This window comes from Enterobacter sp. Sphag1F, from assembly GCF_014193275.1.
Lineage (GTDB): Bacteria > Pseudomonadota > Gammaproteobacteria > Enterobacterales > Enterobacteriaceae > Pantoea > Pantoea symbiotica.
The window spans coordinates 46,610-69,920 of sequence record NZ_JACHZD010000002.1 but is presented as its reverse complement, the minus strand read 5'-3'; the positions used below and the strand labels follow the sequence as shown (position 1 = coordinate 69,920).

The 23,311-nt window shown below is 54.6% G+C and carries 19 protein-coding genes; 15 read left to right on the top strand and 4 right to left on the bottom strand.

The window, feature by feature from the left end; all coding sequences use genetic code 11:
* Positions 1-106: 106 nt before the first annotated feature.
* From FHW71_RS05755 to FHW71_RS05745, 3 genes are read left to right on the top strand one after another with little or no spacing between them, the layout of a single operon-like run.
* Entirely contained in the window at positions 107-457 is a 351-nt protein-coding gene (locus FHW71_RS05755) for a helix-turn-helix domain-containing protein (protein WP_179451001.1), read from the top strand.
* Between the two features lie 33 nt (positions 458-490).
* Entirely contained in the window at positions 491-1,663 is a 1,173-nt protein-coding gene (locus FHW71_RS05750; RefSeq protein WP_179450999.1) for an efflux RND transporter periplasmic adaptor subunit, read from the top strand.
* A complete protein-coding gene (locus FHW71_RS05745) occupies positions 1,663-4,791 on the top strand; it encodes an efflux RND transporter permease subunit (protein ID WP_179450997.1) in 3,129 nt (1,042 codons plus the stop codon). Before FHW71_RS05750 ends, FHW71_RS05745 begins: the two co-directional genes overlap by 1 nt.
* Before the next feature lie 127 nt (positions 4,792-4,918).
* On the opposite strand, the gene uxuR is transcribed toward FHW71_RS05745, so the two are convergent.
* The 3 genes from uxuR to uxuA all read right to left on the bottom strand — a co-directional run bounded on the left by uxuR (position 4,919) and on the right by uxuA (position 8,424).
* The gene (gene uxuR / locus FHW71_RS05740) at positions 4,919-5,695 is read right to left on the bottom strand and encodes a Uxu operon transcriptional regulator (RefSeq protein WP_179450996.1); all 777 of its coding nucleotides are present in this window, start codon (positions 5,693-5,695) and stop codon (positions 4,919-4,921) included.
* 123 nt (positions 5,696-5,818) lie between these two features.
* Positions 5,819-7,234, bottom strand: a complete 1,416-nt coding sequence (gene uxaC, locus FHW71_RS05735) for a glucuronate isomerase (RefSeq protein ID WP_179451779.1) — start codon at positions 7,232-7,234, stop codon at positions 5,819-5,821.
* Complete coding sequence (uxuA, locus tag FHW71_RS05730) at positions 7,231-8,424, bottom strand: mannonate dehydratase (RefSeq protein ID WP_179450995.1); 1,194 nt, start codon at positions 8,422-8,424, stop codon at positions 7,231-7,233. The genes uxaC and uxuA overlap by 4 nt, the downstream gene beginning before the upstream one ends.
* A 230-nt stretch (positions 8,425-8,654) precedes the next feature.
* Here uxuA and FHW71_RS05725 point away from each other — a divergent pair, with 230 nt between their 5' ends.
* The 10 genes from FHW71_RS05725 to FHW71_RS05680 all read left to right on the top strand — a co-directional run bounded on the left by FHW71_RS05725 (position 8,655) and on the right by FHW71_RS05680 (position 21,046).
* Positions 8,655-9,959 (top strand): MFS transporter, encoded by a 1,305-nt coding sequence (locus tag FHW71_RS05725; RefSeq protein ID WP_179450994.1) that lies wholly within the window; start codon positions 8,655-8,657, stop codon positions 9,957-9,959.
* Between the two features lie 14 nt (positions 9,960-9,973).
* The gene (locus FHW71_RS05720) at positions 9,974-12,361 is read left to right on the top strand and encodes a glycoside hydrolase family 31 protein (protein ID WP_179450993.1); all 2,388 of its coding nucleotides are present in this window, start codon (positions 9,974-9,976) and stop codon (positions 12,359-12,361) included.
* 199 nt (positions 12,362-12,560) lie between these two features.
* Positions 12,561-12,770, top strand: coding sequence for a glycine zipper 2TM domain-containing protein (locus FHW71_RS05715; RefSeq protein WP_008110024.1), 210 nt, complete (start codon positions 12,561-12,563; stop codon positions 12,768-12,770).
* 159 nt (positions 12,771-12,929) lie between these two features.
* Positions 12,930-13,148 carry a response regulator gene (locus FHW71_RS05710; protein ID WP_353620988.1) on the top strand — a complete coding sequence of 73 codons (219 nt, stop codon included), beginning with the start codon at positions 12,930-12,932 and terminating at the stop codon, positions 13,146-13,148.
* A gap of 114 nt (positions 13,149-13,262) precedes the next feature.
* Positions 13,263-13,541: a LuxR C-terminal-related transcriptional regulator gene (locus tag FHW71_RS05705; RefSeq protein ID WP_179450991.1), complete on the top strand. Its 279-nt coding sequence runs from the start codon at positions 13,263-13,265 to the stop codon at positions 13,539-13,541.
* 77 nt (positions 13,542-13,618) lie between these two features.
* A complete protein-coding gene (locus tag FHW71_RS05700) occupies positions 13,619-14,257 on the top strand; it encodes a glutamate racemase (RefSeq protein ID WP_179450989.1) in 639 nt (212 codons plus the stop codon).
* A gap of 275 nt (positions 14,258-14,532) precedes the next feature.
* On the top strand, positions 14,533-15,675 hold the full coding sequence (locus tag FHW71_RS05695; protein WP_179450987.1) for an efflux RND transporter periplasmic adaptor subunit: 1,143 nt from the start codon (positions 14,533-14,535) through the stop codon (positions 15,673-15,675).
* Positions 15,676-15,677: 2 nt separating this feature from the next.
* Entirely contained in the window at positions 15,678-18,833 is a 3,156-nt protein-coding gene (locus FHW71_RS05690) for an efflux RND transporter permease subunit (RefSeq protein WP_179450985.1), read from the top strand.
* Between the two features lies 1 nt (position 18,834).
* Positions 18,835-20,268, top strand: a complete 1,434-nt coding sequence (locus FHW71_RS05685; protein WP_179450983.1) for an efflux transporter outer membrane subunit — start codon at positions 18,835-18,837, stop codon at positions 20,266-20,268.
* Between the two features lie 196 nt (positions 20,269-20,464).
* Complete coding sequence (locus FHW71_RS05680) at positions 20,465-21,046, top strand: TetR/AcrR family transcriptional regulator (RefSeq protein ID WP_179450981.1); 582 nt, start codon at positions 20,465-20,467, stop codon at positions 21,044-21,046.
* Positions 21,047-21,048: 2 nt separating this feature from the next.
* On the opposite strand, the gene FHW71_RS05675 is transcribed toward FHW71_RS05680, so the two are convergent.
* The gene (locus FHW71_RS05675) at positions 21,049-21,612 is read right to left on the bottom strand and encodes a TetR/AcrR family transcriptional regulator (RefSeq protein ID WP_179450979.1); all 564 of its coding nucleotides are present in this window, start codon (positions 21,610-21,612) and stop codon (positions 21,049-21,051) included.
* A gap of 205 nt (positions 21,613-21,817) precedes the next feature.
* Between FHW71_RS05675 and FHW71_RS05670 the strand changes: the two genes are divergently transcribed.
* Positions 21,818-22,480: a pirin family protein gene (locus FHW71_RS05670; protein WP_179450977.1), complete on the top strand. Its 663-nt coding sequence runs from the start codon at positions 21,818-21,820 to the stop codon at positions 22,478-22,480.
* A 114-nt stretch (positions 22,481-22,594) separates the two neighbouring features.
* A complete protein-coding gene (locus FHW71_RS05665; RefSeq protein WP_179450975.1) occupies positions 22,595-23,311 on the top strand; it encodes a GntR family transcriptional regulator in 717 nt (238 codons plus the stop codon).

Here is a 23,311-nt window from a genome sequence, read left to right as displayed (position 1 = left end):
ATAAACCTTTCCCATTTTCACTGCCTAATAAAAAGCAACTTGTAATGATACGCTTCTTTTCCATCAATGCTGTGACTTCCCGTGGCTGTGAGAGAAGAGGTGAAAAATGGATCGACATGAAATTATTATCCGCGACCTGCTGTCGTGGATAAATGCGAACATTCGTAGCTCGATTAAGATCGAAGATGTGGCTCTTCGTTCCGGTTATTCTAAATGGCATCTGCAGCGTATGTTTCAGCGCATCATGCATATTAGTCTCGGGAATTATATTCGCGATAAAAAGCTAGAGTTAGCCGCGCATGATTTACTCGATAGCAGCGCGGCAGTGATTGATATCTCCATGAAGTATGGCTACGACTCGCAACAATCTTTTACTCGCTCATTTGCCCGTAAATATCGTGTGCCACCAGCGACCTATCGCCGTTTAAATACCCACAATTTTAACTTCCCACATTAATTTTTCATTACCGGTTTCCGGGAGATAATTTCAATGCCCAAACACGAGGCAATTAAGCCTTTGGCTTTGCTATGCGCGTTTTTCATTTTACCCACCACAGGATGTGATGATTCATCAAATAAAACCGCTCAGGCGCCGGCCGCGCCCGAGGTGAAAGTCATTACGCTTACCACGCAATCACAAGCGATCACCAGCGAATTACCTGGCCGCACTCTGGCGTATCGGGTCGCTGATGTGCGTCCTCAGGTTTCCGGAATTGTGCTGAAACGCAGCTTTACCGAAGGCAGTGATGTGATCGCCGGGCAGACGTTGTATCAAATTGATCCTGCACCGTTCCGCGCCAGTTTCACCAGTGCCAAAGCGTACGTCGCGCAAGCCGAAGCCAACGCGCGTATCGCGCAGGTGACGCTGAATCGCTATCGCTCGCTCAGCGGCAGCCAATTTATCAGCCGACAGGATTATGACCAGGCGCAAGCCACCGCTGCGCAAACCCGTGCCGCGGTGGATGTCGCCAAAGCCACGATGCAAAGTGCGCGCATCAATCTGGCGTGGAGCACCATTACCGCGCCGATAAGCGGTCGCATCGGGCGTTCGTCGGTCACCGAAGGCGCGCTGGTGGCTGATGCGCAGAGCGATTCGCTGGCCACCGTGCAGCAACTGGATCCGATGTACGTCGATGTCACCCAGTCGAGCCAGGATTTCCTGCGTTTACAGCAGGAGTTTGCCGCGGGTCGTTTACGTCAGAACGATGGTAAAGCGCTAGTTAGCGTGGTGATGGGCGACGGCTCACTCTATTCGCAACGCGGCACGCTGGCGTTTTCCGATGTCACCGTCGATCGCACTACCGGTTCCATTACGCTGCGCGCCATTGTCCCCAATCCCAACCATACGCTGCTGCCCGGCATGTTTGTACGCGCGCGGCTGGATGAAGGCACCGATCCCAAGGCCATGCTGATTCCGCAGCAGGCGGTGACGCGCACGCCGCGCGGCGACGCCACGGCGATGGTGGTGGGCAGTGACAACAAAGTGGAAATCCGCACTATCCAGGTTTTTCAGGCGCTCGGTGATCAATGGCGCGTGGCGGGTGGCTTGCAGGCGGGTGAACGCGTGATTGTTTCCGGCGTTCAGCGTGCTCAGCCCGGCATGATCGTCACTCCTCTTGCTGCTGATGCAACATCCTCCCCGTCGAAAGGAACCGCTTTCTGATGTCCCGATTTTTTATTGATCGCCCCATTTTTGCCTGGGTACTCGCGATTATCGTCATGCTGGTGGGTGGCATTTCGATCCTGAAGTTGCCGGTTGAGCAATATCCGGATGTCGCGCCCACTGCGGTTCAGGTGCGTGCAACCTATCCGGGTGCTGATGCCACCACCTTGCAGAATAGCGTGACGCAGGTGATCGAGCAGAACATGAGCGGGCTGGATGGCCTGATGTATATGTCCTCGACCAGCGATTCCTCCGGCACCTTGCAGCTGACGCTGTCGTTTGAGAACGGCACCGATCCTGATATCGCGCAAGTGCAGGTGCAGAACAAATTACAGCTGGCAACGCCATTGTTGCCGCAGGAAGTGCAGCAGCAGGGCATCACCGTGCGCAAATCGTCCAGCGTCTTCTTCCTTGTCCCCGGCTTTGTGGATGAGTCGGGCCGCATGAGCATGGAAGACATTGCCGATTACGTGGCAACCAACCTGAAAGATCCCATCAGTCGCATTAACGGCGTAGGCGATACCACGCTATTTGGCTCGCAATACGCGATGCGCATCTGGCTCGATCCTAACAAGCTCAACACCTATCAGCTGACACCGGTGGATGTGATCAGCATGCTGGAAACGCAGAATGCTCAGGTCGCGGCGGGCCAGTTGGGCGGCGCGCCGCCGGTGAAAGGGCAGCAGCTAAACGCTTCGATTATCGCGCAGACGCGCCTAACCTCACCGGAAGCCTTTGGCAATATCCTGATGAAGGTCAACAGCGATGGTTCTCAGGTGCGGCTGCATGATGTTGCGCGCATCGAGCGCGGCGGTGAAAACTACAACTTTGTGGTGAAAATCAACGGTAAACCGGCGTCAGCGCTGGGTATTCAGCTGGCGAGCGGCGCCAATGCGCTGGATACCGCCAATGCGATTCGCGGCAAAATCGACGAGCTGAAACCCTATTTCCCGCAAGGGCTGAAAGTGGTTTATCCGTACGACACCACACCGTTTATCAGCATTTCGATTCACGAAGTGGTGAAAACGCTGTTTGAAGCCATCGTGCTGGTGTTCCTGGTGATGTACCTGTTCTTGCAGAATCTGCGCGCCACGCTGATTCCCACCATTGCTGTACCGGTGGTATTGCTGGGGACGTTCGGCATTCTTAATGCCTTTGGTTATTCCATTAATACTCTCACCATGTTTGGCATGGTGCTGGCGATTGGGTTGCTGGTGGATGACGCCATTGTGGTGGTGGAGAACGTTGAGCGCGTCATGGCGGAAGAGGGGCTAAAACCCAAAGCCGCCACCCGCAAATCGATGGGCCAGATTCAGGGTGCGCTGGTGGGGATTGCGCTGGTGCTATCGGCGGTATTTGTGCCGATGGCGTTCTTTGGCGGCAGTACCGGCGTGATCTATCGCCAGTTCTCCATCACCATTGTTTCGGCGATGGTGCTGTCGGTGCTGGTGGCGTTGATCCTCACGCCCGCGCTGTGCGTCACCATCCTGAAGCCAGTAAAACCGGGTTCCCACGGCCAGCAGCGTGGATTCTTTGGCTGGTTTAATCGCAAGTTCGATCAAAGCGCTCATCATTACTCCAGCTCCGTGGCGCGCATGGTGTACCGCAGCGGGCGCTATCTGGTGATTTATGGCGTGATTGTGGTCGGTATGGCGCTGCTGTTTATGCGCTTGCCGACCTCGTTCCTGCCTTCGGAAGATCAGGGCGTGTTGGCAACGCAGGCGATTTTGCCGGCGGGTGCAACCCAGGAACGCACGCAAGTGGTGCTGGATCAGGTGAATGACTATTATCTCTCCAGTGAAAAGAGCAACGTCGAGAACGTCCTGACGGTTAATGGCTTCGGTTTTGCCGGACGTGGTCAGAACGTCGGTATTGCTTTCATCGGTTTGAAGGATTGGTCCGAGCGCGCCGGTGATGAAAACAAAGTCGACGCTATTGTGGCCCGCGCCATGAAAAGCTTCGGCAATATCATGGACGGCAATGTGGTTGCCTTTAACCTGCCGCCGATCATCGCGCTGGGCAATGCCACCGGCTTTGATTTTGAGCTGATTGATCAGGCAGGGCTTGGCCATGACAAGCTGATCGCCGCGCGTAATCAGCTACTGGATCTGGCGCGTCAGCATCCTGAAACCCTGGCGGCGGTGCGTCCCAACGGCATGGAAGACAGCCCGCAGTTCAAGCTCAACATTGATCAGGAAAAAGCCACCGCGCTGGGCGTCTATCTCTCTGACATCAACACCACGCTGAGCAGCGCGTGGGGCGGCAGTTACGTGAACGACTTTGTCGACAATGGCAGGGTGAAGAAGGTGTACGTCATGAGTGACGCGCCGTATCGCATGATGCCGGAAGACCTGAATAAGTGGTACGTGCGTGCCAGCAACGACAAGATGGTGCCTTTTGCCAGCTTCTCGACGGCAGAATGGGTGTATGGATCGCCGCGTCTGGAGCGCTTTAATGGCCTTTCAGCTGTGGAAATTCTTGGGCAACCTGCACCGGGCAAAAGTTCGGGTGAAGCGATGGCCTTGATGGAGCAACTGGCGCAGCAACTGCCCTCAGGCATTGGCTACGACTGGACAGGAATGTCGTATCAGGAGCGCATGACCGGAGAACAGGCACCGGCGTTGTATGCGCTTTCGCTGATTGTGGTGTTTCTGTGTCTGGCCGCACTGTACGAGAGTTGGTCAATTCCGTTCTCGGTGATGTTGGTGGTGCCGTTGGGCGTGTTTGGTGCACTGGTAGCCACGCTGCTGCGCGGCTTAAACAATGACGTGTATTTCGTGGTCGGACTGCTGACTACCATTGGCTTGTCGGCAAAGAACGCCATTCTTATCGTCGAGTTTGCCAAAGATCAGATTGAGAAAGAGGGTAAAAGCGTGATTGAAGCCACGCTGGACGCGGCACGTATGCGACTGCGACCGATTTTGATGACATCGCTGGCCTTTATTCTTGGCGTGTTACCTTTAGCCATCAGCTCCGGCGCGGGTTCTGGCGCACAGAATGCGGTGGGTACCGGCGTGATTGGCGGCATGGTAGCGGCAACGCTGTTAGCCATTTACTTTGTGCCGGTATTCTTTGTGGTGGTGCGCAATCGCTTTGGCGGCAAAGCAGCCGATGAGGATGATGAGTAAATCTTAGCGAAAGTGCTGGCGTTGTCCGGTCACCATGAATGGCGACCCTACGATTTGGCGAGGATTTTCGTAGGGTGCGCATTCATGCGCACCTGCATACGTACGGCATTCATGCCGATCAAGTGCATCAATTATTGGGATTGCTGGCTGCATACAGCGGCCAGGATTCAAACAGATAGCCATCAAAATCAATATCATCAACGTCTGAGAACTCCAGCAGCCGTTGTTTTACGTTTTCCAGATGTTGCCACATCGCCAGTTTGGCGGCGCGCGCGTCTTTTTTAATCAGCGTCGCGAGGATCTTTTTGTGATCGTCGAGCCACTGTTTGCGGTAATTGTTGTTGACCAGGTGGCGATGCAGTTGGCTCCACATCACGTTATCTTCACGCCATTGCCAGGATTGTTTAAACAGCTCAACCAGCATGCTGTTGTGCGTGGCTTCGGCAATCGCCAGATGGAAATCACGATCGCCGTTTTCACTTTGGTTGACCGCACCGGAAGCCAGCTCTTTCTCTTCCAGCTCCAGTGCCTGGCGCATCTTCATGATGTCTTCACGCGTGGCTTGCAGCGCGGCAAACTCAGCGATATTGCTCTCCAGCAGCTGGCGCGCCTGCAACATCTCAAACGGTCCAGCATCGTTGCTGGCCTTGTGAAGCGAAACGGGCTGTTGCGGCGAGTCGTGAATCACGTAGATGCCCGCACCGCGACGCACCTCGATTAATCCTTCCAGCTCCAGCATGATCAGCGCTTCACGCACCAGCGTGCGCGTCACGTCCAGCAGCGCGGCGAGTTCGCGCTCCGGCGGCAGCCGTTCGCCCACCGCATACTGCTTCTGGGTGATCATCTGGCGGAGCATTTCCCCGACTTCCTGATAAGGGCGCTGTGCTGAAGTTTGAGTTTTCATCGTGCTCTTTTCTGTGTGTTAAAGGATTCACAACCTCTGATACAGCCTCACTCAGAGACGCGCACTATAGCATAGCGAATAAGAATCGGCCTGGTCACGACTTGCAGTACCAGGCCTTAATGACTAAGCGTTAAGTGCGAAATAGCGTTCGGCATTATTGAAGCAGATGTCGCGCAGCATGCTGCCAAGCATCGGCTCATCATGCGGCACAATGCCCTCTTTCACCCACTGCGCCAGCAGATTGCACAGAATACGGCGGAAGTATTCGTGGCGCGTGTAGGAGAGGAAGCTGCGCGAATCGGTCAGCATGCCAACAAACTGGCTGAGTAAGCCGATTTGCGACAGCTGCTCCAGCTGACGCAGCATGCCGTCGCGCTGATCGTTGAACCACCAGCCGGAGCCAAACTGCACTTTGCCAGCGATACCCGCGCCCTGGAAGTTGCCCGCCATGGTGGCCAGCACTTCGTTATCACGCGGATTGAGGCAATAGAGAATGGTTTTCGGCAGCTGATCGTTGAGGTCCATCGCATCCAGCAGGCGCGCCAGCGGCCAGGCGATATTGTTATCGCCAATCGAATCAAACCCGCTGTCTGGCCCAAGCTGGCGGAACATGCGCGTACTGTTATTACGAATCGCGCCGATGTGCAGCTGCATCACCCAGCCGCGCTGCGCATATTCACTGCCGAGCCACACCAATACTGCGCTGCTGAACTGGGCGATTTCCAATTCATCCAGCACATCGCCACGGCGACGTTTCGCCAAAATTGTATCGAGCACGCTGTCTTCAGGCACCGGCGCAAAGCGCAGGGTTTCGATACCGTGATCCGATGCGCGACAACCGTGAGCGGAGAAGTGGTCAAGGCGTCGTAACAGCGCGCGGCGTAACGCATCAAAGCTGTCGATGGCGACATCGGCGGCGGCTTCCAGGCGACCAAGATAGTCGACAAAACCCTCAAGCTCGATTTTGAAGACTTTGTCCGGACGCCAGCTCGGCGCAACGTCAATATCAAAGCTGTTGTCATCGGCGATTTGGCGGTGATAGCGCAGCGAATCAACCGGATCGTCGGTGGTGCCCACCATGCGCACCTTCATCTGGCGCATGATGCCGCGCGCGGAGAATTCCGGCGTCGCCAGCTGTTCCGCGCAGCGCTGCCAGATCGCAGGCGCGGTGTCCGGGCCAAACAGCGTGTCAGTGATGCCAAACGGGCGACGCAATTCAAGGTGCGTCCAGTGATAAAGCGGGTTACCGAGGGTTTTGGGCACCGTTTGCGCCCACGCGAGATACTTGTCGTAGTCGCTGGTGCTCTTGCCGGTAATTAACGACTCATCCACGCCGGCGGCACGCAGCGCGCGCCATTTGTAGTGATCGCCTTCCAGCCAGATTTGGCCGAGGTTGGCAAAGCGACGATCTTCAGCAATCTCCTGCGGATTGAGGTGACAGTGATAATCGTAGATCGGCATATCCGCAGCGAAGTCGTGGTACAAGCGTCGCGCGATGTCGCTCTGCAGCAGAAAATCTTCATCCATAAAGCGCATTATTGGGCTTCCTGAGCAAAATAGGCGCGGTGGATCGCCAGTTCGACGCCGCGAATTTCAGCCAATCCTTTCAGTCGACCAATCGCCGAATAGCCGGGATTGGTTTTCTTCTTCAAGTCATCCAGCATTTGGTGGCCGTGGTCGGGACGCATTGGAATCAAATCTTCCTCGCCCGCAGCTTTACGGCGCTGCTCCTCTTCGGCAATCGCCTTGATCACCGCAAACATATCCACATCGCCACCTAAATGCGCGGCCTCGTGGAAGCTGTTGGGGTTCTCTTCACGTTTGGTGGATCGCAGATGCGCGAAGTAGATGCGCGGGCCAAAGCGTTTGACCATGCCGGCTAAATCATTCTCTGCCAGTACGCCGTACGAGCCGGTACACATGGTGAAACCGTTAGCGGGACTGCTGACGGTATCGATCATCCACTGCAGATCATCAGCGTTGGAAACAATACGCGGTAAGCCAAGAATCGGGCGCGGCGGATCGTCCGGATGCACCGCCATGCGCACGCCCACTTCTTCGGCAACCGCAACAATGGCGCGCAGGAAGGTGGCAAAGTTCTCACGCAGTTCGGCTTTTCCGATGCCTTCATAGCGCGCCAGCTGGGCGCGGAATTGATCCAGCGTGTAACCTTCCTCAGCGCCCGGCAAACCAGCTATGATATTACGCATCAGGCGGTTACGGTGCTCTTCACTCATCGTCGCAAACCGTTCAGCGGCCTCGGCGATCTCTTCCGCACTGTAATCCTGCTCCGCGCCAGGACGTTGCAGAATATGCAGTTCAAACACCGCGAACTCAATCTGATCAAAGCGCAGGGCTTTCGCGCCATCCGGCAGCAGATATTCGAGATCGGTACGCGTCCAGTCGAGGATTGGCATGAAGTTGTAGCACACGGTTTTGATGCCGCATTGCGCCAGGTTGCGCAGCGACTGCTGATAGTTGCTGATCCAGTGCTGACAGCGGCCGCTGCCGGTTTTAATCTCTTCATGAATCGGCACACTCTCCACCACCGACCACACCAAACCTGCGGCTTCCACCAGCGCCTTACGCTGCATGATTTCGTCTACTGACCACACTTCGCCGTTGGGGATGTGATGCAGTGCGGTGACGATGCCGGTTGCGCCCGCCTGGCGCGCATCGGCCAGAGAGACAGGATCGTTGGGGCCGTACCAGCGCCAGGTCTGCTTCATGTTGTTACCTCACTCACGATTGGTTGACCAATATTCCTTGCTAGCGTGTTACTTCAAACATTAACCACGCGATTCGCGGTTAAAACTCTGCTCTTTGTCCGGTTAAGTCAACCTGGCGAGTGATTTTGGTTAACCAGATCACATTTGCGACATCAAGCTGGCGACCACTTTTCGCAACTGTGGTTCACTCCTGGCGAATGGTCATAGATGATTCACTTAGGGAGAACCCGATGAACCGCAGTTTAAATCCAGGGATAACCGCCGCTGGCACCAAACGCACCTTCCGCCATATGCGCTGGTGGGTGCTGGTGCTGTTCTTAGCCGGCGTGACGGTCAATTACATCACGCGTAACTCGTTAGGGCTGCTGGCCCCAGAGCTCAAAGACAGCCTTAACATCACCACCGAGCAATATTCCTACATCGTCGGTGCCTTCCAGCTGGCCTATACGTTCTTCCAACCGATTTGTGGCTGGTTGATTGATGTGACTGGCCTGAAAATAGGCTTCCTGATCTGCGCCTCGGTGTGGGCCATTGCCTGTTTATTCCATGCTGGAGCGGGCAGTTGGCTGCATCTGGCGATTCTGCGTTTTGTTATGGGCAGCGCAGAAGCCGCTGCCACGCCAGCCAACGCCAAAGTAATTGGTGAATGGTTCCCGAAAAAAGAGCGTCCTATCGCCGCGGGTTGGGCGGGTGTCGGATTCTCCCTCGGCGCTATGCTGGCACCGCCGATTATCTACTTTGCCCATGCGGCGTTTGGCGGCTGGCAGGGCGCATTCCTGTTCACCGGCGCGCTGGCACTGGGTTGGGTGTTGCTGTGGTGGTGGCTGTATCGCGATCCCGATCAGCACCCTAATTTGTCGAAATCCGAACTGGATTTCATCCGCCAGGACAACGAACCACCGGCAGTGAAACTGCCATTCTTTACCGCGTTGAAAACCGTATCGAAGAACAAGCGTTTCTACGGCATTGCCATTCCGGCATTCATGGCCGAACCGGCGTGGGGCGTACTGAGTTTCTGGGTGCCGCTCTATCTGGCAAAAGAGCTCGGCATGGATCTAAAACAGATCGTCATGTTCGCCTGGCTGCCGTTCCTCGCCGCCGACCTCGGCAGCGCCGCCAGCGGCTATTTGACGCGCCTTTACACCAAAATTTTTGGCTTCACCCAGGTGAACTCGGTAGTCGCCAGTTCAGTTACCGGCGCGTTCCTGATGCTGTCTCTGGCCGCAGTGGCGATGACCAAAGATCCGTATGTGGCGATTGCGTTGATCTCAATTGGTGGTTTCGGTCATCAGATCATCTCCTGCATGCTGAGCGCGCTGGTGGTAGAGAAGTTTGATAAAGGCCAAATGGCTACCGTCAACGGCATGCGTGGCTCGTTCGCGTGGATCTCCAGCTTCCTGTTCTCACTGCTGATCGGTGTTACTGCCGACACCATTGGATTTAACCCACTGTTTGTCGCCATGGGCTTCTTTGACCTGATTGGCGCCGTATTCCTGATTGCTTTTATTGCTGAACGTCGCGCACAGCGCGCATGAAAAAGTAGGTAACGATGAAAACGTTAAAAAATTGGTCATTAGCCGGTTCCGATGCGCACCACGTGGCGTTAACCGTCGACGGCAAACACACGCTGTGTCTGTATGTGCTGGAAACGGGCATGTTCCGCGTGGTGATTAAACGTCAGGGCGCGTATAGCCTTGACCGCACCTGGAGCATCGCGCCTGAAAGCGATGTGCCGTGGGAAGGGCGTCAGCGCGACAGCCTGGCCGGCTTCGCCTTGCCATCGTTCACGCTGGAAGAAGAGGGCGACACGCTGGTGGTCGCCACCGATAAGCTGCGGGTGATCGTCCATCAACCGCTGGCGCTGGAGTGGCAATATTGCGACTGCCACGGCGCATGGCAGTTGCTGACCTGTGACCGTCCAACCAGCGCTTATCAAATTAACGCCCACGGCGATGGCGTGGCGCACTATCAGTGCCGCATGAACGACGATCGTTATTACGGCCTCGGCGAGAAAAGCGGTGATTTGCAGCGTAACGGCCAGCGCTATGAGATGCGTAACCTTGATGCGATGGGTTACAACGCGGCCGCGACCGATCCGCTGTACAAGCATGTGCCGTTTACCATCACGCGCCGCACCGACGTCAGCTTTGGCCTCTATTACGATAACCTCAGCAGCAGCTGGTTTGATCTGGGTAATGAGCTCGATAACTATCACAAGCCTTATCGCCGCTGGCAGGCCGAAAGCGGTGATATCGACTATTACCTGTTTGTTGGTGACAAGGTGCTGGATATCACCAAAGCCTTTGTGCGTCTGACCGGTAAAACGCTGTTCGGCCCGAAATGGAGCCTTGGCTACAGCGGTTCAACCATGCATTACACCGATGCGCCGGACGCGCAAAATCAGCTGATGAACTTCATCCGCCTGTGTGAAGAACACGATATTCCGTGCGATTCGTTCCAGCTCTCGTCCGGTTACACCTCGATTAACAACAAGCGCTACGTGTTCAACTGGAACTACGACAAAGTGCCGCAGCCGGAAGTGATGAGCCAGGCGTTTCACGACGCGGGCTTGCGCCTTGCCGCTAATATCAAACCGTGCCTGTTGCAGGATCATCCGCGTTACAACGAAGTGGCTGAACAAGGTCTGTTTATTCGTGACTCGGAAGAGGATGCGCCCGAGCGTTCGGTGTTCTGGGATGATGAAGGTTCACATCTCGATTTTACCCATCCGCAAGCCGTTGCCTGGTGGCAGGACAACGTCACCAAACAGCTGCTGGAAAAGGGCATTGATTCCACCTGGAACGATAACAACGAATATGAAGTGTGGGATGGCGAAGCGCGCTGCCATGGTTTCGGCACGCCGATTGCTATTAAGCACATTCGCCCGGTGATGCCGCTGCTGATGATGCGCGCCTCAATGGAAGCGCAGCAGCGTTTCGCGCCGGAAAAGCGCCCATTCCTGATTTCCCGTTCGGGCTGCGCCGGGATGCAGCGCTACGTGCAAACCTGGAGTGGCGATAACCGCACCAACTGGACCACGCTGCGTTACAACATCCGCATGGGATTGGGCATGAGCCTGTCCGGTTTGTACAACGTGGGACATGATGTGGGTGGCTTCTCTGGCGATAAGCCAGATGCAGAACTGTTTGTGCGCTGGGTACAGAACGGCGTGATGCATCCGCGTTTCACTATTCACTCGTGGAATGACGATCACAGCGTCAATGAACCCTGGATGTATCCAGCGGCCACGCCTGCAATCCGCGCCGCAATTGAGCTGCGTTATCGTCTGCTGCCTTATCTCTATACGCTTCTGTGGCAGGCGCATGCTGACGATGAACCGATGCTGCGTCCGACTTTCCTCGATCATGAACAGGATACGCAGACGTTCGCCGAGTGCGATGAGTTTATGCTGGGCCGCGATCTGCTGGTGGCCAGCGTGGTTGAGCCCGGTCAGCGCGAACGTCGCCTCTGGCTGCCTGACAACCAAACCGGCTGGTATGACTTTGCCACTCAGCAATGGTACAGCGGCGGTCAATGGATCACGCTGGCAGCACCGCTGGAAACTCAGCCGATGCTGGTGCGTGCCGGTGCGGGCTTACCGCTTAGCGAGCGCCTGCGTCATGTTGATGCTAAAACTGACGATCGCCGCACCTTGCAGCTGTTCCCGCTCAAAGGCAAAGGCGTCAGCCACGGTGTGCTGTTTGAGGATGATGGCGAAAGCTGGGGTTATCAGCAGGGCAATGCGCTGTGGCTCAACTGGGAAATGCGCAGCGATGCTGAGGCAATCCACCTTAACTTCCAGCGCAAAGGCAGCTTCCTGCCAGCCTGGCAAACGCTGAACGTTACGTTGCCGCCGGGTGAACAGCGTCAGTTGTTTATTGATGGCGTAGCGGTGGATAAGGCGCAGGCAGAAGTTATATTGGCGGAGATAAAATAGTCACTATTTTCGGGGTGCGCATCTTTGCGCCCCCCGACACAGGCAGTGCCATCATTAAATAGGAATTTTTACCTTCCAGCGCGTACGAAAAACCCCTAAATTCACGTCGACAACCAGTACCACTCACAACACGTGAGTATCTAAACAACAATCAAATAAACATTTTTGCATGCCAAAATTCGTGGCAGTGAGGATTTGTATGCTTTTAAAACGCAGCTGTAATATTGCCATTGTTCTGGTGGTTATGTTTTCTGTCACCGCTTGTGGAATGTCGCATCGTGGACGCAATACTGCTATCGGTGCCGGAGTAGGTGCGGTGGGTGGTGCAGTATTAACCGGCGGCAGCACGTTCGGAACACTGGGTGGTGCGGCCATTGGTGGTTTGATTGGGCACGAAGTCAGCCGTTAACGAATATAGATAATGCAAATAAAAAAGGGCCTTAAAGGCCCTTTTTTATTTGCATTCGCAACGCTGAAAATAATCTGTTTTTTCGCTGGAATGTGTTTTCAATATATCTTGTTTAAGCAAATTAAAATACCAGGCTGAGTCATAGTTGTTACGTATGTTGTGTTAGATATGAGTATGCCAAAAATTAATGGCTTTCATGTGAATGAATATTTACGCAGTCAAATTCAGCAGATCAAAATTTTAGTTCTGACTTCTCAGGCAAAGATTCACTTTGCTCATCGCTGTCAGAAGACCGGGGCGAATAGTTTTGTCACTAAAACGGAAGACCTTTCTGGATTAGTTTATGCTGCACGCGTGATAGGACGAGGACCCAATTAGCTGGGTATCAAAGGCTATATAACTAAACGCGAGAGTGGCGCAGTCTATAGCTCCGCGATTCGTACTGTAGCGCATGGTCAGCGGTTTATTCCGCCGGCTATCGCGGAACAACTGGTGCAGTTCACCGGCAAAAATAATGACTATCTGCCTAAGCCGCACTCTCATGATGTGGATGCTTCATCCGTACTGGATAAACTGTTAACACCCAGTGAAACGACGGTGATCAGCTATTTCTTGTCAGGAATGTCGATCAGCGATATTGCCAAAGAACTTGAGCGCAGTCGTAAAACAGTCGCCGGACATAAAAATAATGCGCTCAGGAAAATGGGGATGAAAAGTGATTTAGAATTATTCAAATTCCACAATGATTTTTTTAAGCAAAAAATCGCCTGAGGTACGCGCATCCAGTGATATCAAGCGCCATTAGGTTATAGTGTTTCTTATTTAGCTGTCGTCTATTCAGGAGCACTATGACCATCGCCTGTTTGCATACCGCCGCCAGTAATATCGCTATTTTCGATGACGCTGCGCGCTCATTGGCCCTCCGTAATCCCCTTAGCCATATCGTCATGCCACATTTGCTGGCGGAAGCGGAGCTGACCGGTGGCATGACAGCGCCGCAGCAGCACAAGCTGGAACAATTGTTACACAGCCTGACGCCGTGGTTCGACGCGATTCTGATTACCTGCTCGACGCTGGGCCCGGTTGCCGATGGTTTTCGCGCTGAAGGGCATGATTGCCCGGTTTATCGCACCGATCGCATGCTGGCCGATGCGGTGCACCGTTTGCCGGGAAAATCGCTGGTGCTGTGTGCGGCAGAATCCACGCTGGCGGCAACGCGCGCGCTGTTTTGCCCAGCGACGCTGCCGGTTGCACAGCATCCTGACGTGCAGCTGATTCCTGGCGCCTGGGCGGCGTTTAAAGCGGGTCAGCAGGATGTGTATTTGCAGATGATTGCGCAAGCGGTGGCCGACGGGAAACAGCAGGGCGCGGATCACGTGGCGCTGGCCCAGGTTTCGATGGCGGCTGCGGCAAAGCTTTTTAGCCCCGGTAGTCAGCCATTAACCAGCCCGCAGTTGGCGTTGAAGGTTGTAAGTCATATTTCATAGGGGCGCATTTATGCGCACCTGGCTGGAGGTCACCATGAATGGCGACCCTACAACTTACCTGTAAATAATAATCATTTGCATTAATGCTTATTACTCATTATCTTTAGCAACACTTTGTAACCTATCGCGATTTAACCACTATAAATCCTCAATCAAAGAGGACGCTTTTCTGCTGCCGCTTTTCAGGATCGCTCTTTTCATTTTCCTGACATACGCCCACATCTGAGATTTGATAGACTTAAAACTGAGAATGAACGTTCACTACAGGATTATTCATGAAGAATTTTCAGCGCACGGCCATCGCCGGGCTGGTGTTATTGCTCGCCGCCTGTGACCAAAATAGCGCCCCGCCAGCGGGCGAGATGACCACCGAAGTCGGCGTGAAAACGCTGCAAACCGAGCCGGTGACGCTCGATAGCCAGCTCACCGGACGTGTGGTGGGCAGCATGGTGTCGGAAGTGCGTCCGCAGGTGGATGGCATCATCCAGAAGCGCCTGTTTACCGAAGGCGATGAGGTCAAGGCTGGTCAGGTGCTGTATCAAATCGATGCGGCTAGCTATCAGGCCAGTTACGATCAGGCCGTTGCGCAGTTGAAAAATGCGCAGGCGTTAGTCAAAAGCAGCCAGTTAAAATCCGCGCGTTACAGCGCGCTGGTGAAAGAGAATGGCGTGTCGCGCCAGGATGCCGACGATGCGCTGGCAACCTATCAACAAAACGTGGCGTCGGTTGATCAATATCGTGCCGCCGTCGAAAGCGCCCGCATCAACCTCAACTACACGCAAATCAAAGCGCCGATTTCGGGCCGCATCGGCATCTCGTCGGTAACGCCGGGCGCGCTGGTGACGTCCGCACAAACCACCGCGCTGGCGACCATTCGCGCGCTTGATCCGATCTATGTCGATCTCACCCAATCCAGCGTGCAACTGCTGAAACTGAAGCGTCAGCAGGCTTCTTTACAGCAGAGCGGCGATGTGGTGCCGGTGACGGTCAAACTGGAAGATGGCAGCAATTATGATCATTCCGGCAAGCTGGAACTGACCGAAGTGGCGGTTGATGAAGCCACCGGAACCGTCACGCTGCGCGCGATCTTCCCCAATCCGCAGCATGAATTGTTGCCGGGCATGTATGTGCGTGCCAGCGTCACCAACGGGGTTAAAAACGATGCGATTCTGGCCCCGCAGCAGGGCATCACGCGTGATGCCAAAGGCAACGCCACGGCGCTGGTGGTGGATAAAGAGAACAAAGTGCAGAGCCGGGAAGTGGTGACCGATCGGGTTATCGGCAATACCTGGCTGGTGACCAGCGGCTTAAACAGCGGCGACAAACTGATTGTCGAAGGCACCGCCAAAGTGCAGGCCGGAATGACGGTGAAAGCGGTTGAAGTGACGCCGAACAGCGCCAGCAGCGGAGGCCAGTAATTATGTTGGCTCAGTTCTTTATTCGCCGCCCGGTATTCGCCTGGGTGATCGCCATCTGCATCATGATGTTTGGCGTGCTCAGCATCAAAAGTCTGCCGATTGCGCAGTATCCCGACGTCGCGCCGCCGCAGATCAGTATTCAGGCCACTTACACCGGTGCATCTGCGGAAACGCTGGAAAGCAGCGTCACGCAGGTGATTGAGCAGCAGCTCACCGGTATCGACGGCTTGCTCTATTTCGATTCCACCAGCACCGCTTCAACCGGCCAGGTGAAAATCAACGTCACCTTCCAGCAGGGCACCGATCCGGACATTGCGCAGGTGCAGGTGCAGAACAAAGTGCAGCAGGCCGAAAGCCGCTTGCCGACGTCCGTCACCACGCAAGGCGTGACGGTAGAGAAGGCGCAGAGCGACTTCCTGCTGATTCTGGCGCTGTACGATAAAACCAACAAAAGCACCTCGGCCGATGTAGCGGACTACATGGTCAGCAACATGGAAGACTCGCTGGCGCGCGTGCCGGGCGTCGGCAGCGTAGAGGTGTTTGGTGCCGAATACGCCATGCGCATCTGGCTCGATCCCGCCAAACTCGCCTCCTATTCGCTGATGCCGTCCGATGTCACAACCGCGCTGGAGAGCCAGAATACCCAGGTTTCATCGGGTCAGTTAGGTGCGCAACCGGCCAGCAAAGAGCAGCAGCTGGTGGCAACCGTGCGCTCGCGTTCGCGTCTGCAAACGCCGGAACAGTTCCGCAATATCGTGCTGAAAAGCCAAAGCGACGGCTCGGTGGTGCATCTTAGCGATGTGGCACGCGTAGAAATGGGAGATGAGGATTACAGCGCCAACGTGCTGGCCAACGGTCATCCGGCTTCGGGGATTGCGGTGCAGCTGGCGTCCGGCGCCAATGCGCTGTCAACCGCTGAACAGGTGAAAGCCACCATCGACGAATTCCGCAGCAGCATGCCAGCGGGCTATGAAGTGGCGTATCCGCTCGACAGCACCGACTTCGTGAAAATCTCGATCGAAGAAGTGGTGAAAACCCTGATTGAGGCGGTGATTTTGGTGGTGATCGTGATGTTCGTGTTCCTGCAGAACATCCGCACCACGCTGATTCCGGCGATTGCCGTGCCAGTGGTGTTGCTCGGAACCTTTGGCGTGCTGTCGCTGTTCGGATACTCGATCAACACCTTAACCATGTTCGGCATGGTGCTCGCCATCGGGCTGTTAGTGGATGATGCGATTGTGGTGGTGGAAAACGTCGAGCGCGTGATGCGCGAAGAGGGTTTACCGCCGCGTCAGGCCACCGAGAAATCGATGAAAGAGATCACCGGCGCGTTGATTGGTATCGCGCTGGTGCTGTCGGCGGTGTTCCTGCCGATGACCTTCTTCAGCGGCTCAACCGGCGTTATCTATCGTCAGTTCTCCATCACTATTGTTTCATCGATGGTGCTGTCGGTGATTGTGGCGCTTACGCTGACGCCAGCGCTGTGCGCCACGCTGCTTAAACCGCATAACGAAGAAGGCGGCAAAAAGGGCTTTTTCGGCTGGTTTAATCGCAGCTACGAGCGCGTGCAGGCGCGTTATCACAATGGCGTTGGTCACGTGCTGCACAGTTCGGTGCGCTATCTGCTGCTCTATGCGGTGCTGCTGATCGGTTGCGCGGTGATGTACATGCGGTTGCCGACCGGCTTCCTGCCGACTGAAGATCAGGGTTACATCATGGTGCAATATCAGCTGGCACCGGGCGCGACGGAAAACCGCACCAGCGAGGTTCGTCGTCAGGTACAGGAATACTTTGCCACCAAAGAAAAAGACAACGTCAACGTCAGCATGCTGGTGAACGGCTTCAGCTTTGCCGGCAGCGGCCAGAACGCCGGGATTGGCTTTATCTCGCTAAAGAACTGGAGCGAGCGAAAAGGTACAGAAAACAGTGCCGATGCGATTGCCGCACGTGCCATGGCGAGCCTGGCCAGCATTCGTGATGCGCAGATCTTCGTGCTGTCGCCGCCGTCGGTGTCCGGTTTAGGGCAGTCAGACGGATTCACCTTTGAGCTGCAGGCGCGTGGCACCACCGGGCGCGACCAGCTACTGAAGATGCGCAATCAGCTGATTGCTGAAGCCAATCAGGATCCGCTGCTCAGCGCGGTGCGCGCCAACACCTTGCCGGATTTACCGCAGCTGCAGGTCAATATCGACGATGAAAAAGCGCAGTCGCTGGGGCTCACCATCAGCGACATCAACGACACGCTCAGTGCGGCGATTGGCGGCAGCTACATCAACGACTTCACCGATCGTGGCCGAGTGAAAAAGGTCTACATGCAGGGCGATCAGCAATTCCGCAGCAAGCCGGAAGATATCGATCACTGGTACGTGCGCGGCAGCGATAGTAACAGCAATACCACCATGGTGCCGTTTGCGTCGTTTGCCTCCTCCGAATGGGCGTACGGCCCGGATGTGCTGTCACGCTATAACGGCCTGGCCTCCTACGAAATCGAAGGTTCGGCGGCGGCAGGCAAGAGTTCCGGGGACGCGATCAGCGCGATGGAAAAACTGGCGGCGAAGCTACCGGCGGGCACCACCTTTGCGTGGAGCGGTTTGTCCTATCAGGAAAAACTCTCCGGCAACCAGGCGATGTCGCTGTATGGCATCTCGCTGATTGTGGTGTTCCTGTGCCTGGCTGCATTGTATGAAAGCTGGTCGGTGCCGTTCTCGGTGATGATGGTAGTGCCGCTCGGCGTGATCGGTTCGTTGCTGGCAATCAGCCTGCGCGGACTGGAAAACGACGTCTATTTCCAGGTGGCGCTGTTAACCATCATTGGCTTGTCGGCGAAGAACGCGATTCTGATCGTTGAGTTCGCCGAAGACAATTACCGCAAAGGGGAAAACCTGGTGAAGGCGGCGACGCATGCGGCATCGATGCGCCTGCGTCCTATCATCATGACTTCACTGGCGTTTACCGCTGGCGTATTGCCACTGGCGATTTCCACCGGCGCGGGCGCCAACAGCCGCATTGCGATTGGTACCGGCATTATTGGCGGCACGCTGACCGCCACCTTGCTGGCGCTCTTCTTTGTACCGCTGTTCTTTGTTTTGGTGCGTCGCGTCTTCCCGGCGATTCCGCATGACGATAATCATCAATCTGTGGCGAAGGCGGGGGAATAACATGTCGGCAAAACTCTTAATGGTATTAATTCCCGCGCTGCTGTCGGGTTGTGTCTCGCTCGATCCGCACTATGACCGCCCGCAAGGCGCGGTCAGCAGCCAGATGCCGAGCGGTGATGCCTATCGTTCATTGCAAGGCACGCAGGCCAGCAACTACCGCGACCTGAGCTGGCAGGATTATGTGCTCGACGCCAAACTGCGTCAGGTGGTGGCGATGGCGCTGGATAGCAGCCGCGACTTGCGTGAAGCGGTGGCCAGCGTGAAGTCTGCGCATGCGCAATATGGCGAAGAGCGCGCCAATCTGTTCCCGACCCTCAGCGCAGGCGTGAGCGGCACGCGTTCACGCGCGTTAACCGGCGAAGGCAATCAAACCGCCATCAGCAACAGCTATTCGGCGGAAGGCAGCGTGAGTTCGTTTGAACTCGATCTGTTTGGCAAAAACCAGAGCCTGACGCGCGAACAGTATGAAACCTACCTCGGCACGCTGCAGGGCGCTCGCAGTACGCGTCTGACGGTGTTGTACAACTCGGTGGATTACTGGCTGCAACTCGCCGCCGATCGCAGCAATCTGGCGATTGCCAAAGAGACCGCCGAGAGCGCGCGTCAATCGTGGCAGGTCACGCGTAAGCAGATGGAAAATGGCATCGCTTCGATGGTGGATGTCTCGTCTGCGGAAACCACTTATCAATCTGCGCAGGCCGATGTCGCCAGCTACACCACGCTGGTGGCGCAGGATAAAAATGCGCTGGATTTAGTGGTGGGCCGCAGCGTGCCGGATAATCTGCTGCCTGACAGCATTGAATCGATTGGTAACGCATTACGCGAGGTGCCGGCGGGCGTCTCGTCGGATGCGCTGCTGAATCGTCCTGATGTGTTGCAAGCCGAGCACAATCTCAAGTCTGCCAACGCCAGTATTGGTGCGGCGCGTGCCAACTTCTTCCCGAGCATTACGCTGACCGGTAGCGGCGGCGTCGGCAGTGCCGATCTGTCGACGCTGTTTAAAAACGGAGCAGGCATTTGGTCGTTTGCGCCGAGCATTTCGCTGCCGATTTTCCAGGGCGGCTACAACGTTTCTTACCTGAAATACACCAAAGCACAGAAAGAGTATTACGTGGCGGCGTATGAGAAAGCGGTGCAAACCGCCTTTCAGGAAGTGGCGGATGCGCTGGCGCGTCGCGGCACCATCAACGATCAGCTCAGCAGTCAGCAGAGTAATGTGGCGGCATCGCAAACCTATTACCATCTGGCGGATTTGCGCTATCGCAACGGCGTTGATACTTATCTCAATGCCCTGACCGCGCAGCGCACGCTGTACAGTGCCCGCACCAGTCTGGTGAGTACGCAGCAAGCCTATTACCTGAATTTGATCACCTTCTATAAAGTGATGGGCGGCGGCACGGCGTTGAAAGAGTCTGAAATAATGAGCACGCAATAAATTGCGTAATGCTCGTCAGTTAATTGTCTTTCGGTCACCATAAATGGCGACCCTACAAAGGATTGGCGCGTTTTTCGTAGGGTGCGCATTTATGCGCACCAACCGCAAATATTGGAAACATTGTCATGGTTTCTCACCGGATACGCATCGCGTATGATAACGCAATTAAAACGATAAATTCTTTTTCGGAGCTAATGTGAGCCACTCTGAACATGACGAATTCTTTTTGCAGCGTCAGCAGCAGATTATTAATGCGGCAAAAGTTTGTTTCAGTCGCTCCGGATTTCATGGCGCCAGCATGGCGGATATTAGCCGTGAATCCGCTTTAGGGGCAGGGCAAATATATCGTTACTTCAGCAGTAAAGAGCTAATTGTCACGGAAACAATCAAAAGCATCGCACAGAACTGGCGCCAGTTTTTAGTACAACATTTACCTGCGCAACAATCGACTCAGGATATTATCAACGCCGATTCCCCATTCTGGCAGCATTGGCCGAGTCAGGACCGGAAATTATTACTGGAAATGTATTCTGAGGCGTCGCGTAATGAATCGGTACGCACCATTCTGGCCCAGCAAGAGCAATTATTACTCGCCGAATTAGATGTGCGTTTTGCCGCACAAACAGCTGAAACCAACGCAACGCAAAGTGCCAACCGCATTCAATTTTTATTGCTGCTGGTGGATGGTGTCGCCTGCCGTGCCTTTGGCGATAGCGACCTTGATCAGAATGAAATGCAGCGCGTGAACGGCATTCTTAGCCAGCATCTATTCGGTTGAGATTAGGCAGCACTGTGCGGGTAGACGTCATTCACCACCGCATTGAAAAACGGCATAAAGCCTGGTGCGATATCGCGCTGCTTCATGTAACGGCGAATAATGATGCCATCAATAATCAGCGACATCACATATAAGCGGGTATGAATAGCATTGGCGTCCTGTTCAGGATGCAGCGCCTGCTCCTGAGCGATAAAGTTATTTTTAAGCTCATGCCAGGCATCGAACATAATTTGCTGGATGCGATTATTACGCGTGGCTTCAGACGACACTTCCATCAGCAGAATAATACTGTTTTCCACGGCCGCAGGCACAATATCTTCCGCTTCATGATAATGTCCTTTCATATGTGCGATACGTTCGAAATCAGCATTCAATAGCGTGATCATTCGCTGCACCACACTGGTGACTAACGCCTCAATGATCGCCTCTTTATTTTTATAATATTTATAAATTAAACCGATGCTGACGTCGGCCTGAGTGGCAATATTCTGAATCGATGTCTGGTCAAAACCTTTTTGCCGCATGCACTGCTCGGCGGCGGCAAGAATCTGTTCGCTTCGGTTCATGGTTATTACACTCGCAGAATAAAGCGGCTATTTTACGCAATTAAGCCTGCGCTGGCGATGAATAAAAACATTAACCTGCTCTTATTATTTCGGCACTTAATCGTTGTTCAGTTTTTTTGATTTAAGCGAGCAGTTTTGCCTGCTGTTCATGATTTTCCAGACCTCTATGATGGTGGACAGAGAAAAATCATCGAGGAGTTACACCATGAACATTCTGCGCGCCCAACGCGATCAGCTGTTTGAATATGGTCCGTTCAACATTCGCCGTCAGCGTCCTGGTGAAGCGTTTGGACCGCTGGAGATTATCGATCAAATGACGCTGCAGCTGGATGCCACCATCCCGCTGCATTCGCATCAGGACAGTGAGATTTTCAGCTACGTTTGGCGCGGTTCGCTGCTGCACAGCACCGAGCAAGGAGAAACGCATTCCCTCAACGCCAAACGCGCGCTAATGCTGAGTGCTGGAAGCGGGATACGCTTTGCCGAGTCTGCGCCTTTTATCGAAACCGAACTGCTGCAGGCCACCATTCGCCCAGCGCAAACCGGCGGTGAACCGCAGGTCAATACCTTTACTCGTGTGGACGGTGCGGCAGCAAACGCATGGACGTTACTGGCAGGGCCGCACGGCAGCGAGGCGCCGCTGCCACTGAATCAGGCGGTATATATTTATGACCTGAAACTGGAACGCGGCCAACAGGTGGATGTGCCACAGCGTGCAGGCTATTCTAGCTGGATTACCGTGCTGGACGGCATTGTGCGTATCGATAATGAACGGTTGCACAAGGGCGATTCCGTGAGCGATACCGCGCCATTACCCGCGCTGACGGGAGAAAGGGATGCAACACTAATCGCCTTTCTGGTGCAGTAATACATGTAGGGTCGCCATTCGTGGCGACCTATGCCCATTGATGCACACCTAACCCTTTCTCCTCATAACATCGTGTTATCATCTGCGAACACAACACAGGAGCAGGCTAATCCCATGAAAAAGAAAGAGTTCGTTACCCAGGATTTGCTGAGCAAGATCTATCAGGAAGATACCTCCGCGCCACGCAAATTACCGCCTGAACGCCAGCTGGCCGAAGAGTATGGCGTATCGCGTTTCACCATCCGGCAAGCACTGGAGAAACTGGTCAGTATCGGGGCGGTACGTATCGTGCAGGGATCGGGCATCTGGATTAACGAGACGGTGCGCAATAACCCGCTGGTGTATAATTCGATCACCGAAAAGCGCTTTGACCAAATGCGTTATCGCACAATCAGTCTGCGTAAAAGACGGCCCGACAGTGACGAGCAACAGATATTCGCTATTAACGACGATGCTTTTATCTGGGAGTTTTCCCGCCTGCGCTATGTCGATAATGTGGCCGTGCAGATTGAAATATCGCGCATGCCAGCAACCTTATTTAGCGATCTCAACGGTGACATTATTGAGCGCTCAATACAGCAATATGTGTTGTCCAAAGGCTATCAAATCTCACATTTACTCACCAGCTACCGCGCAATTAGCGTTAATCGCGAACAGGCGACGTTACTGGGCTGTAAAAAAGGCAGTCCGGCTATGCACATTATTAATCGTGGTATTTTGCAAGGTGGGCAGGTGTATGAAATCAGCGACATCGTTGATATTAATTACACCTGCACTTATTTGATTCCGCATAACCCGGATAATCTGCGTTTCCGCCAGCAACAGCGCTAA